Here is a 14,039-nt window from a genome sequence, read left to right as displayed (position 1 = left end):
CCTCCCTTAAAGAGCATTCATCAGTGTGGTGAAGGTTTCCTGCGCAGCCTTGATGATCTGCGACGACGCGGTGTAGTACTGCTGGAACTTGATCATGTCGCCCGCTTCATCATCCAGGTTGACCCCGGATACCGAGTTGCGTGCTTCCTTGTTGGCGCTGAGCAACGCGCCGGTGGCGGCGGTGTCGACCCCGGCCTGGCTGGCCTTGGCACCTACGGTCGAGACCAGCTTGCTGTTGGCGCCCACCAGGCTGGTGCCCGCGTTGCCATCGCCCATGCCGACGGTGGCCTTGGTTTGCAGGTTCAGCAGTTCCTGGGCGTTGCGGCCGTCGGACTTGCCGCCACTGTTGAAGGCAAAGGTGGTGCTGTCGCCGTCTGCCGGCGAGCCGTTGACGGTGGTGTCGAACTTGAAGCTCTTGCCGGGAATGGCGGCACCGCTGGCGTCGCGCATCGGCACGTCCACGGTGATCTTGTTGCCCTGCCCCGGAATGATCGAGCCAGTGCCAATCGGATTGCCCTTGGAATCGTTGATGGTATAGGACTGCGTACCGTCGGCGGCGGGCTTGCCGAACACCATCTTCACCGGCATCGAGTTTTCAATACCGGCGCGCAGCTGCGCGGTGTCGGTGCCGCCATGGATATCCAGCGGCACCGTCAAGGCCGGCTGGGTAAAGGTACCCGTGCCGCTGTTGGTCGTGCTGCTGGTACCTGCCAACGGGCCGGCGAACGCCAGTTTGTTCGCATCGGTGAGCGCCACGCCAATACCGCTGGCGCCCGTGGCGGTGGGGCTGACTTTGAAACTGTCGCCAAACGCCATGGTGCCCTTGCCGTCCAGCGCCAGGGTGAAACCATCCATGGTCGGCGGCGGTGTAGCGCTCATATCAAAGGTGCCCATGGCCTTGCCGTCCGAACGCAACACCGTGATCTTGTTAGGATCGGTCTTGTCGTTGAAGGTCACGGTGTAGTCAAACGTGGACAACTGACTGCTGTCCTTGATCGTCACGTTCAGGTTGCCCGCGCCGGCGCTGTTGCCCGAGGCACCCTGGCTGCGCGAGGCAATGGCGGCGGCGCTGTTGATGTCTTTGAACAGCGAAACGCCAAAGTCACCGTTGAGGTCCAGGCCCTGGCCCAGTTGGTTGTTGAGCGTGTCTGCCGTGGCGATGGCGATACGGCCCAGTTCATTGATGGCCGGCATCAGGGCATCGCTGCGATAGCGCAACAGGCCGCCGATGCTGCCGCCGCTGATCACCGAGCCCAGGTCCAGGGTGGTGCCGTTCATGTCCAGCTGGATGGTGTACTGGCTGTTATCGGTTTTGCTTGGCGCGGCGGAAATCTTGTTGGAAATCCCGCCCTCCACCAGGGACTGGCCGCTGCCGGTGGTTACGCTGAACTGGCCGTTTTTCTCAGTGGCCGTCACGCCAATCAACTCATTGAGCGAACGTACTGCCTCGTTACGCGAGTCCAGCAGGTTGGCCGGGGCGCTGTTGGAGCTGCCTTGGGCCTGGGAGATCTGCTGGTTGAGGGAGGCAATCGAGGCGGTCAATTGATTGACCTGATCACTCATGCTGCTCAGTTGGTTGTTGATCGTCTCTTTCTGCTGGGTCAACTGCGTTGAGATCGCGTTGAAACGGCTGCTCAGGGTCTGGGCGTTGGTCACCAGCAGTTGTCGGGCCGACAGGTCGCTGGGGTTGGACGCGGCGGTTTGCAGGGTGGCGAAGAACGAACTGAGCACCGAGGACAGACCGGTGGTTTTGTCCGACAGCACTTTGTCGACGGCACCGACCTGGTCCAGGTATGCCTTGGCATCGTTATTGAGCGCCGTGCTGTTCTGGTAAGCGGTGTCCAGGTACTCGTTGTACACCCGGCGCACATCGGCCAGGGTGGTGCCGCTGCCGATGTACACGCCGCCGAACGGGTTCGACGCGTTGGTATTTTGCGTGGTCTGCTGACGCGAGTACCCCGGGGTATTCACGTTGGCGATGTTATTACTCAAGACCGACAACGATCCTTGAGCGGCATTGAGCCCTGACATCCCGATACTGAGCAAACTCATGGTTCAGACCTTATAAATGTGTGGTTGCGCCAGCGGCAGCGTAGTTCTGGTAACTGTTCATGTTTTTTGCGATCTGCGAAATCTTGCTGGCGTAATCCGGGTCGGTTGCATAACCGGCTTTTTGCAACTCGCGTACAAACTGTTCCGGGTTGTCGGCTGATTTCACAACTTCTTTATAGCGATCATGGCTTTGCAGCAGGGTCACGAGGTCGTGGAAGCTGTCCTGGTAGGAGCTGTAGGAACGGAACTGCGCCGTTTCCTTGACCATCGCACCATCGCGAAACTCGCTGGTGATCGCCCGGGCCTGACCGCCCTGCCAGCTCTGGCCGGCCTTGATGCCGAACAGGTTGTGGCTGCTGCTGCCGTCCTCGGCGCGCATCACCGATTTGCCCCAGCCGGTTTCCAGTGCGGCCTGGGCCACCAGATACTTGGGGTCGATACCGATACGTGCGGCGGCGGCCTTGGCCATCGGCAGCATGGTGGCGACAAACTCATCCTGGGAGCTGAAGGCTTTCTTCGCTGGTGCCAGCGGTGGCTGGGCAATGGCGCGGCCATACACTTGCATGCGCCCGCTCGGCACGGCAAAGCTACGCGCACTGCTGTTGATGACCGTGTCGTCGGCAGCGCTGTTACGCAGGGGCGCGGCTTTGGCTTCGACCGGGGCGTTCGGCACGATGCCCGCCAGCAGGCGGTCGGCCAACTTGCTGGGCAAGGCGATACGGCGCTGGTTCATCAGCTCCATGTCGTTGGCATGGGTACTGGCCCCCTCAGGCACAGCCACGCGATATGCCCACAAAGGCCGCTGGCCATTGGAGCGGCCCAACGGGCCTTCGGCCTGGGTACCGGCGGCAATCTCGGTCGGCACATCGACTTTCTTCACCGGCGCATCCGCCGCCGGGCCTTGCAAGGTGGCGGCCTGGGCCTCCACCGGTTTGTTCTTCTGCATCTGGCGCATCAGCACATCGGCCAGGCCGATACCGCCGCCTTCGCGGGACATCGACACCGCCAGTTGCTGGTCGTACATTTCCTGGTACTGCTTGGCGGCCGGGGTGTTCAGCGGGTTGTCCTTGCCCAGGGCCTCGGTGGCCGAACGCATGGACTTGAGCATCTCGTTCAAAAACAGCGACTCGAATTCCTGCGCCACTTTACGCAGGTTGCCTTCGCTGTTTTTGTCGGCACCGACCTTGAGCTGGTTAAGCCGGTTCAGGTCGGAGTAAGACCCCGAGTCCGCCGTGCTGCTGATGCCGCTCTTGCGCATATCCATGGCCATGGCCTCAGATCACGATCAGGTCGGCTTGCAACGCGCCGGCCTGCTTCAAAGCTTCGAGGATCGCCATCAAGTCGCCGGGCGCGGCGCCCACCTGGTTCACCGCACGGACAATCTCGTCCAGGGTGGTGCCGGGGCCGAACTTGAACATCGGTTTGGCTTCTTGCTGGGCATTGACGCGCGAACGCGGGACCACGGCAGTCTGGCCACCGGACAACGGCCCCGGCTGGCTGACGATCGGGTCTTCGGTGATGGTCACCGTCAGGCTGCCGTGGGTCACCGCCGCCGGCGAGACCTTGACGTTCTGGCCGATCACGATGGTGCCGGTGCGCGAGTTGATGATGACTTTGGCCACGGCCTGGCCGGGGTCCACTTCAAGGTTTTCCAGGATCGACAGGTAGTCCACACGCTGGCTTGGGTCCAGCGGAGCAGTGACACGAATCGAGCCGCCATCGATGGCCTGGGCCACGCCAGGGCCGAGCATGTCATTGATCTTGTCGACCACGCGCTTGGCGGTGGTGAAGTCGGAGCGGTTGAGGTTCAGGGTCAGGCTGTTGCCCTGATTGAAACCACTCGGCACGGTGCGTTCAACCGTGGCGCCACCGGGGATACGCCCGGCCGACGGCACGTTGACGGTGATCTTCGAACCGTCGCGGCCTTCGGCGTCAAAACCGCCGACCACCAGGTTGCCTTGGGCGATGGCGTAGACGTTGCCGTCGATACCTTTGAGCGGCGTCATCAGCAAGGTGCCGCCGCGCAGACTCTTGGAGTTACCCATGGACGACACGGTGATGTCCACCACCTGCCCCGGCTTGGCGAACGCGGGCAGATCGGCGCTGATCGACACTGCTGCGACGTTCTTCAACTGCACGTTGCCCGAGCCTGGCGGCACCTTGATGCCGAACTGGGAGAGCATGTTGTTGAAGGTTTGCAGGGTGAACGGCGTCTGGGTGGTCTGGTCACCCGTGCCGTTGAGCCCCACCACCAGGCCATAGCCGATCAACTGGTTGGAGCGCACGCCGGAAATACTGGCGATGTCCTTCAGGCGCTCGGCCTGGGCCACAGCACTCAACGCCAACAAGAGCGCCATCGCCATCAGCTGTTTGAACTTCAAAATGGCCACCTAGAAAGGGAACAGCGGGCTGAGGAAGAAGCGGTCGAACCAGCCCGGCTGGCTCGCATCGGCAAACGAACCGGTGCCCGAGTAGGTAATGCGTGCATCGGCAATGCGCGTCGACGGCACGGTGTTGTCGGTGGAGATGTCATCGGCGCGGACCATGCCGGCGATGCGCACCAGCTCGTCGCCGGTGTTGAGGGTCATCCACTTTTCACCGCGCACGGCAATGATGCCGTTGGGCAATACGTCGGCGACGGTCACGGTGATCGAACCGGTCAGGCTGTTGCCCTGCCCTGCTGCGCTCTTGCCGTTGGTGGCACGGTCGCCGCTGTAGCCGGCGTCCAGGCTCAGGTCACCGCTGCCCAGCGGGTTATTGGTGTTCAGGCCACCGCCGAACAGCGAGGTCAGGCCGATGCTGGTCTTGCTGTTCTTGCCGATCTGCGAGTTGGCGTTCTTGCTGGCCTGGGTCTTCTCGTTCAGGGTGATGGTGATGATGTCACCGACCCGGAACGCCTTGCGGTCGCTGTACAGGTTCTGCTCGAAACCGGCCTGGTAGATCGAGCCATTGTTGGCCGCCGCCGGCAGCGGCGTGCGTGGCAACACCGGCGCGTAGTACGGGTCATTGGGCTTTGGCGAGGGGGCAACACAGCCCGCAAGCACGGCGATCCCACTCAATGCCAACACACAAACATAGCGATTCATGACCCTAACCTCACGGTGTTGCAGGCACCCTCAAGGGCGCCCCATAGACTGATTACAGATTCTGCGTAACGAACGAAAGCATCTGGTCGGCGGTGGAAATCACCTTGGAGTTCATCTCGTAGGCGCGCTGGGTGGTGATCATGTTGACCATCTCCTCAACGGTGCTGACGTTGGAGGTTTCCAGGGTGCTTTGCAGCGTGGTGCCGAAGCCGTTCAAGCCAGGGGTGCCGATTTGCGGCGCGCCACTGGAGGCGGTTTCCAGGAACAGGTTGTTGCCCATCGCCTGCAGGCCGGCCGGGTTGATGAAGTCGGCGGTTTGCAGGTTGCCGATCACTTGGGAGGCCGGGTTGCCAGCAACGGTGATAGACACGGTGCCGTCGTTGCCGACGGTGAAGGTCTTGGCGTCGGGCGGCACCACGACAGCAGGCTCCAGGGCGAAACCGTTGGCGGTCACGATCTGGCCGTTGGAATCCAGGTGGAAAGTGCCGTCACGGGTGTAAGAGGTGGTGCCATCCGGCTGCAGCACCTGGAAAAAGCCGCGGCCATTGATCGCCATGTCCAGGGGCTGGCCGGTTTGCTGCAGGTTACCGGCGCTGAAGTTTTTCTGGGTGCCGACGATCTGCACACCGGTACCCAGTTGCAGGCCCGACGGTAGCTCGCTGTCCTGGGTCGATTGGGCGCCCGGTTGCTTCTTGATCTGGTAGAGCAAGTCCTGGAACTCGGCGCGGTCACGTTTGAAGCCCGTGGTCGACACGTTTGCCAGGTTGTTGGAAATGGTCGTCAGGTTGGTGTCCTGGGCGGACAGGCCTGTCTTGGCAACCCATAGAGCCGGAAGCATGCTGTTCTCCTTCGTGCGCCGGATGGTTGGCGCTGCGTTGCAAATTAGTGAGTGGGCTTGAATCAGCTCATCTGCATGACGCGCGTCATGGCCTGGTCGTCTTCTTTAGCGCTGTTCATCATCTTGATGTGCAACTCGAACTGCTTGGCCAGCGCCAGCACCGCGGTCATTTCTTCCACGGCATTGACGTTACTCGCCTGCAAGAAACCCGAGGTCAGCCGCACGTTCGCGTCGGCCTGGGCCGGCTGGCCATCCTTGGTGTGGATGGTGCCGTCCAGGCCTTTGGTCATGTTCTTGAGGTCTGGCTGGACCATCTTGATACGGTCCACTTCCGCCATCACCCGCGGGCCTTCACCCATGGCACGGATACTGATGGTGCCGTCCGAACCCACTTCGATTTTCTGCTGGGGCGGCACGGCAATCGGGCCACCGTTGCCCATGATCGGCATACCGTTGCCAGCCCGCAGCACGCCCAGGGCATCCACGTTCATGCTGGCGCTGCGCACGTAGGCTTCGCCGCCATCGGGGGTTTGCACGGCCATCCAGCCGTCGCCGCTGACGGCCACATCGAGGTCGCGGCCGGTTTCGATCATCGCGCCCGGAGAAAAATCAGTGGCCGGCCGTTCGGTCATGGCAAACGCCCGCGCCGGAAAGCTGTCACCGAACACCGGCATCGAACGCGCCTGCTCCAGGTCGCGCTGGAAACCGTTGGTGGAAATGTTCGCCAGATTGTTGGCATGGGCCTTCTGCGCCAGTGCATTCTGGCTGGCGCCGGTCATTGCCACATAAAGGTACTTGTCCACGCTCTATCCTCTTTCTGACGGACGCTTGCCGCCCACCGCTGTACTGAGGAGGCTTAAGCAATTTGCGAACCAACTTTTCAAAAGAGGCCAAAGTCCAGGCGCGGCGGGGGTTTCGTGGAGATAGCTGAAATAGGCAGGGCAGAAACAGTCGAAAAAACGGCGGACTACTGCCGCCTGCGGCAAACACCGGCCTGGAAAACGACAAAGATCAAATGTGGGAGCTGGCTTGCCTGCGATAGCAGTGGAACAGGCACTGACATGCCAACTGACAGTGGGCTGTAGCAGCAGACGGTACCCACGATGCGAAGCGAGTAGCTCTTGATCTGCTTTTGATCTTGATCTCAGGCGCCCCGTCAAACCACGCTGGCCGGAATTCGACAGGGATTTGGGGGGTAAACCGGCAGGGATGCCGGTTTAGCAGCCCCGCGCCATGGATGGCGCGTGGCGGCGGCCCCCCAAATCACTGGCGGATTACGGGCACACCGAGCCTAGGCGAGGTGCCGAGTGGTGGGGCAAGAGCGTTTTGCTTACTTTTGCGCTGTTCAAAAGTGAGCCGCCGTCAGGGCGGAACCCTAAGTGGCCGTTACCTAAATATCGGATATGTACCCGATCCAACTGTGTTGACTGTTAGGCCGTCTTCGCAGACAAGCCAGCTCCCACATTTGGATCGCGGTGCGTCAGTTAGATCAGTGCCGGCCGTCACAGGAGCAAGCTCCCACCGTTTTAACTGCGATCAGCCTTGAGCACTTCGTAATCACGCAGCTTGTTGGCAATGGTGGTGTGGGACACCCCCAGGCGCTTGCCCAACTGGCGACTGCTCGGGTGTTCGGCATACAGGCTTTCCAACACCGCCTTCTCAAAGCGCCCGACGATATCCTCCAGGCTGCCCTCCAGGGAAAAATCACCCAGCGGCTGGCGCACGCCATAATCCGGCAAGCGAATATGCTCAACCTTGACCGTACCGCCCTCACACAACGACACCGCCTGGAACAGCACGTTTTCCAGTTGCCGCACATTGCCCGGCCAGTGGTAGTGGCTGAGCTTGTCCATCGCGGCGGGGGCCAACTTGGGCAGTGGGCAACCGATCTGCCGGCTGGCCTGGTCGAGAAAGTGCTCGACCAACGGCGCAAGGCCATCCAGGCATTCGCGCAATGGCGGAATATGCAACGACAGCACATTCAGCCGATGATAAAGGTCCTGGCGAAACTCACCCCGGGCGCAGAGCTCCGACAAATCCACCTGGGTCGCACAGATCACCCGCACATCCAGGTACACCTCTTCATCACTGCCTACCCGGCGAAAACACCCGTCCTGCAGAAAGCACAGCAGCTTGACCTGCAAGCGCGCGCTCATTTCCCCCACGCCATCCAGAAACAAGGTACCGCCCGCCGTCAGCTCAAGCAGGCCCAACTTGCCTTCGGCCCGCGCCCCTTCAAATGCGCCGGGGCCGTAGCCAAACAGTTCGGTCTCGGCCATCGACTCGGGCAACCCCGCACAGTTGAGCGCCATCAACGGCGATTGCCCGCGGGGGCTGGCCAAGTGGCAGGCCCGGGCCAACAGCTCCTTGCCGGTGCCGGTTTCGCCTTCTATTAATAGCGGTGCATCCAGCGGCGCCATGCGCCGCGCTTCACGCACCACCGCGGCCATGACCTTGGAGCTCTGGAAGATGCTGTCGAAACCGCGCAGCTCTTGCTTGCGCACGTTATAGATACGCTCACCGACACGGTCGGCGCGGTGCAGGGTGAGCACGGCGCCGGCCATGGCTTCGCTGTCATCGTGCTCGGAGGATTGCAGGGGCGCGATGTCCGCCAGAAATACGTCGCCCTTGACCTTGACCCGCAGGCCATTGATTCGCGATTTGCTGGCGCGCACCAGTTCCGGCAGGTCAAAGTCCTCGGCATACCGCGACAGGGGTATCCCCGGCACTTCATCCACCCGTACGCCCAGCAACTGCGCCGCCGCACGGTTGGCGGCCACGATGGAGCCGCCCATATCAATGGACAGCACCGGAAATTCCAGGGCGCCGAGCAATGCATTGAGTTCCATATGCCGACGCTCGCTGGGCATCAGCCCTACCCGCTTGACGCCAAACACCCCGGCAATCGCCTCGAACTGCGGGCGCAACGCCTGAAATTGCATATTCACCAGGTTAGGGCAAAACAGGTAGATGGCGTTGCCATGCTCACCGCCGACTTCGCCCTTGGCGACGTTGACGCCGTACTCCACCAGCAGGTTGAGGATGTCCCGCAGGATGCCGATGCGGTTCTGGCAGTGCACTTTGATACGCATGGAAAAACTCGAAAAGGGAGTAGGCGCCGCGTCTTTTTGTCGCTGGGCGCAGATAGTCGTCAAGATTATGTGACAGTACGGCCGCTATTCCCAGCCTATAGCTGCGACAAGCGGGCCTATCGTAACGAATACTTTACGATTACCGGTAATTTTTCCTACATGCATCCGCTAAAGGCGGATGGAATCCTGCGCCTATCCGGTTATCAATAGAGGCATCCCAGGACATAACAAGAACGAATGCCTAGCAGGAGAGCCGTATGAAGCAGACGCACTACGTGGCCCGCGAGCCCGATGCGCAAGGTTTTATCCACTACCCGCCCGAAGAACACGCGGTGTGGAATACCCTGATCACTCGCCAGTTGAAAGTGATCGAGGGCCGCGCCTGCCAGGAATACCTGGACGGCATCGACAAGCTCGGCCTGCCCCTGGACCGCATCCCTCAACTGGGCGAAATCAACAAGGTGCTGGCCGACACCACCGGCTGGCAAGTCGCCCGCGTGCCGGCGCTGATTCCCTTCCAGACCTTTTTTGAATTGCTGGCCAGCAAGCAGTTCCCGGTGGCGACTTTTATTCGCACCCGTGAAGAACTGGACTACCTGCAAGAGCCGGATATTTTCCACGAGATCTTTGGCCACTGCCCGCTGCTGACCAACCCCTGGTTCGCTGAATTTACCCACACTTACGGCAAGCTCGGCCTGGCGGCCACCAAGGAGCAACGGGTGTACCTGGCGCGCCTGTACTGGATGACCATCGAGTTCGGCCTGGTAGACACGCCCCAAGGGCGGCGCATCTACGGTGGCGGCATTCTGTCGTCGCCTAAAGAAAGTGTGTATTGCCTGTCGGACGAGCCCGAGCACCAGGCCTTTGATCCGCTGGAAGCGATGCGCACTCCCTATCGCATCGACATCCTGCAACCTTTGTACTTCGTATTGCCCGAACTCAAGCGCCTGTTCGACGTGGCCCAGGAAGACATCATGGGCATGGTCGAGCGCGGTATGGAGCTGGGCTTGCACGCACCGAAATTTCCGCCCAAACCCAAAGCTGCGTGAACCTTACGTTTTAAGGCCAGGTGAGTCTGTTCCCTGGCCCCGCGTTGCTTTAGGGTAACGCCACTGACCTTCAATCATTCGAATTCAGGACACCTTCCATGACCACCTTGAACCAAGCCCACTGCGAAGCCTGCCGCGCCGATGCCCCGCAAGTCAGCGATGAAGAACTGCCGGTGCTGATCAAGCAGATCCCAGACTGGAACATCGAAGTGCGCGACGGCGTGATGCAGTTGGAAAAGGTTTTCCTGTTCAAGAACTTCAAATTCGCCCTGGCCTTCACCAACGCCATGGGTGAAATTTCCGAAGCCGAAGGCCATCACCCAGGCCTGCTCACCGAGTGGGGCAAAGTCACCGTGACCTGGTGGAGCCACTCCATCAAGGGCCTGCACCGCAACGACTTCATCATGGCCGCGCGCACCGACGAAGTGGCCAAGACTGCCGAGGGCCGCAAGTAATGCATTTCGATGCCATTGGTCGCGTGCCTGGCGACCCGATCCTCGGGCTGATGGACCTGTATGCTCAGGACGCCAACCCGAACAAGTTCGACCTGGGCGTAGGTGTTTATAAGGACGACCAAGGCCTGACGCCGATTCCTCACTCGGTGAAACTGGCGGAACAGCGCCTGGTCGAGACCCAAGTGACCAAGACCTATATTGGTGGCCATGGCGATGCAGCCTTCGGCAGCCTGATCAGCGAACTGGTGCTCGGCGCTGATTCGGCCTTGCTGCGTGACCGCCGCGCTGGCGCCACGCAAACCCCCGGCGGCACCGGCGCCCTGCGCCTGAGTGCCGACTTTATCGCCCACAGCCTGCCGGGCCGTGGCGTGTGGCTGAGCAACCCGACCTGGCCGATCCACGAAACCATTTTTGCCAAAGCCGGGCTCAAGGTCAGTCATTACCCTTACGTGGGCAGCGACAACCGCCTGGACGTGACGGCGATGCTGGCAACCCTGTCCAGCGTGCCCAGGGGCGACGTAGTATTGCTGCACGCGTGCTGCCATAACCCGACCGGCTTTGACCTGTCCCAGGACGACTGGCGCCAGGTCTTGCAGATCGTGCGTGAACGCCAGTTGCTGCCGCTGATCGATTTTGCCTACCAGGGCTTTGGCGATGGCCTGGAGCAGGACGCCTGGGCGGTGCGCCTGTTTGCCGCCGAGCTGCCGGAAGTGCTGATTACCAGTTCGTGCTCGAAGAACTTCGGCCTGTACCGCGACCGCGTAGGTGCATTGATTGTGTGTGCGGCGGATGCTGAAAAGCTCACCGATGTACGTAGCCAACTGGCGAATATCGCGCGCAACCTGTGGTCGACGCCGCCGGATCATGGCGCCGCCGTGGTGGCGACCATCCTCGGTGATGCACAGCTGAAAAAGCAGTGGAGCGAGGAAGTCGAGGCCATGCGTTCGCGGATCGCCCAGTTGCGTTCCGGGTTGGTGGAAGCACTTGCGCCCCATGGGCTGGCCGAGCGCTTTGCGCATATCGGCGCGCAGCGGGGGATGTTTTCCTATACCGGCTTGAGTGCCGAGCAGGTCAAGCAACTGCGCGAGAAGCACAGTGTGTATATGGTCAGTTCGGGGCGGGCTAACGTGGCTGGGGTTGATGCGACGCGGTTGACGTTGCTGGCTCAAGCCATTGCTGACGTCTCTAACTGAAGAAACGGGATTAAGTGTGGGAGCGGGCTTGCCTGCGATGGCTATAGATATCTACACAACGCTGTAGCGATCAACTGTAACCACGATGCGAAGCGAGCCGCTCTTGATCTGCTTTTGATCTTGATCTTAGGCGCCCCGTTAAACCACGCTGGCCGGAATTCGACAGGGATTTGGGGGGTAAACCGGCAGGGATGCCGGTTTAGCCGCCCCGCGCCATGGATGGCGCGTGGCGGCGGCCCCCCAAATCACTGGCGGATTGCGGGCACACCGAGCCTAGGCGAGGTGCCGAGTGGTGGGGCAAGAGCGTTTTGCTTACTTTTGCGCTTTTCAAAAGTGAGCCGCTGTCAGAGCGGAACCCTAAGTGGCCGTTACCGAAGCAATGGATATGTACACAATCCAGCTGTGTTGACTGTCAGGCCCTCTTCGCAGGCAAGCCAGCTCCCACATTTGAATCGTGGGGTGTCAGGTAGATCAACGTCGGCTGTCAGGCCGTCACGGGAGCAAGCTCACTCGCCACAGGTTCAGCCAGCAACCATTTCAGCCTTGAGCAGTGCCTCTTTAGCCTGCGCATCCGCCAACCGATACAACTCGATATGCCCATCCCAGTGCTCAATCAAGGCCGTGCACGACTCCACCCAATCCCCGCAGTTGAGGTAATCCACCTCGCCCACCTTGCGAATCTCGGCATGGTGAATATGCCCGCACACCACCCCGTGCAATTCACGCTTGGTCACTTCGTGGGCAATCGCCTCTTCGAAATCGCTGATAAAACTCACCGCTGTCTTGACCTTGTGCTTCAGGTAAGCCGACAGCGACCAGTAACCGTAGCCGTACCGCGCACGCCAGTGGTTCAGCCAGCGGTTCAGCGTCAGGGTGAATTCGTAGGCCGAATCGCCAAGGAAGGCGAGCCAGCGGTGATAGCGCGTGATTACATCAAACTGGTCGCCATGAATCACCAGCAAGTGGCGACCATCGGCGGTGACGTGCACGGCTTCATCGACCAACTGGATATTGCCCAGGATCAGCTTGGAATAGCGACGCAGGAACTCGTCATGATTGCCGGTGACATAGATGACCTCGGTGCCACGCTTGGCCATGGTCAGCAGGCGGCGGATCACGTTGGTATGGGCTTGAGGCCAATACATGCCGCCGCGCATTTTCCAACCGTCGATGATGTCACCGACCAGGTAGACCTTGTCGGCGTGGTAGCCCTTGAGAAAGTGCGACAGGTGTTCGGCCTGGCAATCCCGGGTGCCCAGGTGCACGTCGGAAATCCACAGGGTTCGCACCCGTTGCTTGCGGCTGGGCTTGGTGAACTCGGCACGGGTCATGGGCATCCCTCGACGCTGTTTTGGCGAGCTTGCACCCTCGCGATTAATAGCCCATGACAAGCGTGCGTCAGTCTGATGACAGCGCCCGCTGCCCGCCAAGCGTTGTAGACTGACAGCTTGCCGCCCTGGAGACCGCGATGAGCCCGACCCTCACGCTACGCCACTACCTCGAAGCGCCCATTGCCCACAGCCATGACCATGCGCAGTTGGTGTTCGGCCTGTCCGGGCACCTGGACCTGGAAGTCGATGGCCGTGGCAGCCAGGTGCGCGAAAGCAGCGTGATGGTGCTGCCCTTCTCCACCCACCATGCCTGCATCAGCCGCGATGGCAGCCGCTGCCTGGTGCTGGATGTACCGACTGAAAACTGGATGGTGCAATCCTTGGGCGAACATGCCGATGCCAGCCGCCGCTTGCTCGACCAACCCGCGCACCTCGCGTTGGATGCCCGGCAACACCAGTTGGTGCAGTGGCTGGCACAAAGCCCGGTGCACGACCCGCTGATCGTCCAGCAAGGGGCTGTGCTGTTACTGGCCAGCCTCAACCATCCTCAGGCCCAAACACTGCCGGGCCGGCGCCTGCCTTACGCGGCGTTCAATGCCCATATCGAGCGCCATGCGGCGCGCCCGCTGCAGGTGGCCGACCTGGCGCGGATTGCCGATTTGTCCGTGCCGCGCCTGCATGCAAGGTTTATGGCGGAATGCGGGCAGACGCCGATGGACTATCTACGCAGTCGCCGCCTGCACATGGCGCTCAGGCTGTTACGCGAAACCTCCCTGCCCATCGGCGAGATTGCCGAGCGCGTCGGCTACGCCTCACAAAGCGCATTTTGCGCGGCCATGCTACGGGCCTTTGGCGCCTCGCCCGGTGCATTGCGTCGGGCGGGCTAGCAAGAGTCTTGCGCTAAAAATCACCCCACCCGCGACAGACGCCCCCCCCGCCAACC

12 protein-coding genes are annotated in these 14,039 nt (G+C 61.2%); 4 read left to right on the top strand and 8 right to left on the bottom strand.

Features of this window, described 5'->3' with window-relative positions; translation table 11 throughout:
• Positions 1-6 precede the first annotated feature (6 nt).
• From flgK to MF6394_RS12425, 7 genes are all read right to left on the bottom strand, one after another.
• Positions 7-2,052, bottom strand: a complete 2,046-nt coding sequence (gene flgK, locus MF6394_RS12460) for a flagellar hook-associated protein FlgK (protein WP_044274994.1) — start codon at positions 2,050-2,052, stop codon at positions 7-9.
• A 10-nt stretch (positions 2,053-2,062) separates the two neighbouring features.
• Positions 2,063-3,322, bottom strand: a complete 1,260-nt coding sequence (gene flgJ, locus MF6394_RS12455; protein WP_032902465.1) for a flagellar assembly peptidoglycan hydrolase FlgJ — start codon at positions 3,320-3,322, stop codon at positions 2,063-2,065.
• A gap of 4 nt (positions 3,323-3,326) precedes the next feature.
• Positions 3,327-4,436: a flagellar basal body P-ring protein FlgI gene (locus tag MF6394_RS12450; protein ID WP_161794338.1), complete on the bottom strand. Its 1,110-nt coding sequence runs from the start codon at positions 4,434-4,436 to the stop codon at positions 3,327-3,329.
• A gap of 6 nt (positions 4,437-4,442) precedes the next feature.
• Complete coding sequence (gene flgH / locus MF6394_RS12445; protein ID WP_032895934.1) at positions 4,443-5,138, bottom strand: flagellar basal body L-ring protein FlgH; 696 nt, start codon at positions 5,136-5,138, stop codon at positions 4,443-4,445.
• Positions 5,139-5,190: 52 nt separating this feature from the next.
• Positions 5,191-5,976: a flagellar basal-body rod protein FlgG gene (flgG, locus tag MF6394_RS12440; RefSeq protein WP_003192986.1), complete on the bottom strand. Its 786-nt coding sequence runs from the start codon at positions 5,974-5,976 to the stop codon at positions 5,191-5,193.
• 62 nt (positions 5,977-6,038) lie between these two features.
• Positions 6,039-6,779, bottom strand: coding sequence for a flagellar basal body rod protein FlgF (locus MF6394_RS12435; RefSeq protein WP_003192988.1), 741 nt, complete (start codon positions 6,777-6,779; stop codon positions 6,039-6,041).
• A gap of 723 nt (positions 6,780-7,502) precedes the next feature.
• A complete protein-coding gene (locus tag MF6394_RS12425) occupies positions 7,503-9,068 on the bottom strand; it encodes a sigma-54-dependent transcriptional regulator (protein WP_078466768.1) in 1,566 nt (521 codons plus the stop codon).
• Positions 9,069-9,325: 257 nt separating this feature from the next.
• Between MF6394_RS12425 and phhA the strand changes: the two genes are divergently transcribed.
• From phhA to MF6394_RS12410, 3 genes are all read left to right on the top strand, one after another.
• Positions 9,326-10,117: a phenylalanine 4-monooxygenase gene (phhA, locus tag MF6394_RS12420; RefSeq protein WP_032895932.1), complete on the top strand. Its 792-nt coding sequence runs from the start codon at positions 9,326-9,328 to the stop codon at positions 10,115-10,117.
• Between the two features lie 98 nt (positions 10,118-10,215).
• Positions 10,216-10,572: a 4a-hydroxytetrahydrobiopterin dehydratase gene (locus MF6394_RS12415; protein ID WP_003192995.1), complete on the top strand. Its 357-nt coding sequence runs from the start codon at positions 10,216-10,218 to the stop codon at positions 10,570-10,572.
• Positions 10,572-11,765, top strand: coding sequence for an amino acid aminotransferase (locus MF6394_RS12410; RefSeq protein WP_078466767.1), 1,194 nt, complete (start codon positions 10,572-10,574; stop codon positions 11,763-11,765). The genes MF6394_RS12415 and MF6394_RS12410 overlap by 1 nt, the downstream gene beginning before the upstream one ends.
• 521 nt (positions 11,766-12,286) lie before the next feature.
• Here the strand turns inward: MF6394_RS12410 and MF6394_RS12400 are convergent.
• Positions 12,287-13,096: a UDP-2,3-diacylglucosamine diphosphatase gene (locus MF6394_RS12400; protein ID WP_003192999.1), complete on the bottom strand. Its 810-nt coding sequence runs from the start codon at positions 13,094-13,096 to the stop codon at positions 12,287-12,289.
• A gap of 137 nt (positions 13,097-13,233) precedes the next feature.
• On the opposite strand from MF6394_RS12400, the gene MF6394_RS12395 reads away from it, so the two are divergent.
• Positions 13,234-13,983, top strand: a complete 750-nt coding sequence (locus MF6394_RS12395; RefSeq protein ID WP_078466765.1) for a helix-turn-helix transcriptional regulator — start codon at positions 13,234-13,236, stop codon at positions 13,981-13,983.
• Positions 13,984-14,039 lie beyond the last annotated feature (56 nt).

Source organism: Pseudomonas sp. MF6394 (assembly GCF_002018845.1).
Taxonomy (GTDB): Bacteria; Pseudomonadota; Gammaproteobacteria; order Pseudomonadales; family Pseudomonadaceae; genus Aquipseudomonas; species Aquipseudomonas lactis.
Note: the sequence above shows the minus strand (reverse complement) of the source record. Positions and strands in the feature narration are given on the sequence as shown.

Excerpts from the sequence above, each read along its gene's own strand:
- flgK (WP_044274994.1), bottom strand. The coding sequence starts at position 2,052 with ATGAGTTTGCTCAGTATCGGGATGTCAGGGCTCAATGCCGCTCAAGGA.
- flgJ (WP_032902465.1), bottom strand. The coding sequence starts at position 3,322 with ATGGCCATGGATATGCGCAAGAGCGGCATCAGCAGCACGGCGGACTCG.
- flgH (WP_032895934.1), bottom strand. The coding sequence starts at position 5,138 with ATGAATCGCTATGTTTGTGTGTTGGCATTGAGTGGGATCGCCGTGCTT.
- flgG (WP_003192986.1), bottom strand. The coding sequence starts at position 5,976 with ATGCTTCCGGCTCTATGGGTTGCCAAGACAGGCCTGTCCGCCCAGGAC.
- MF6394_RS12425 (WP_078466768.1), bottom strand. The coding sequence starts at position 9,068 with ATGCGTATCAAAGTGCACTGCCAGAACCGCATCGGCATCCTGCGGGAC.
- phhA (WP_032895932.1), top strand. The coding sequence starts at position 9,326 with ATGAAGCAGACGCACTACGTGGCCCGCGAGCCCGATGCGCAAGGTTTT.
- MF6394_RS12415 (WP_003192995.1), top strand. The coding sequence starts at position 10,216 with ATGACCACCTTGAACCAAGCCCACTGCGAAGCCTGCCGCGCCGATGCC.
- MF6394_RS12410 (WP_078466767.1), top strand. The coding sequence starts at position 10,572 with ATGCATTTCGATGCCATTGGTCGCGTGCCTGGCGACCCGATCCTCGGG.
- MF6394_RS12400 (WP_003192999.1), bottom strand. The coding sequence starts at position 13,096 with ATGACCCGTGCCGAGTTCACCAAGCCCAGCCGCAAGCAACGGGTGCGA.
- MF6394_RS12395 (WP_078466765.1), top strand. The coding sequence starts at position 13,234 with ATGAGCCCGACCCTCACGCTACGCCACTACCTCGAAGCGCCCATTGCC.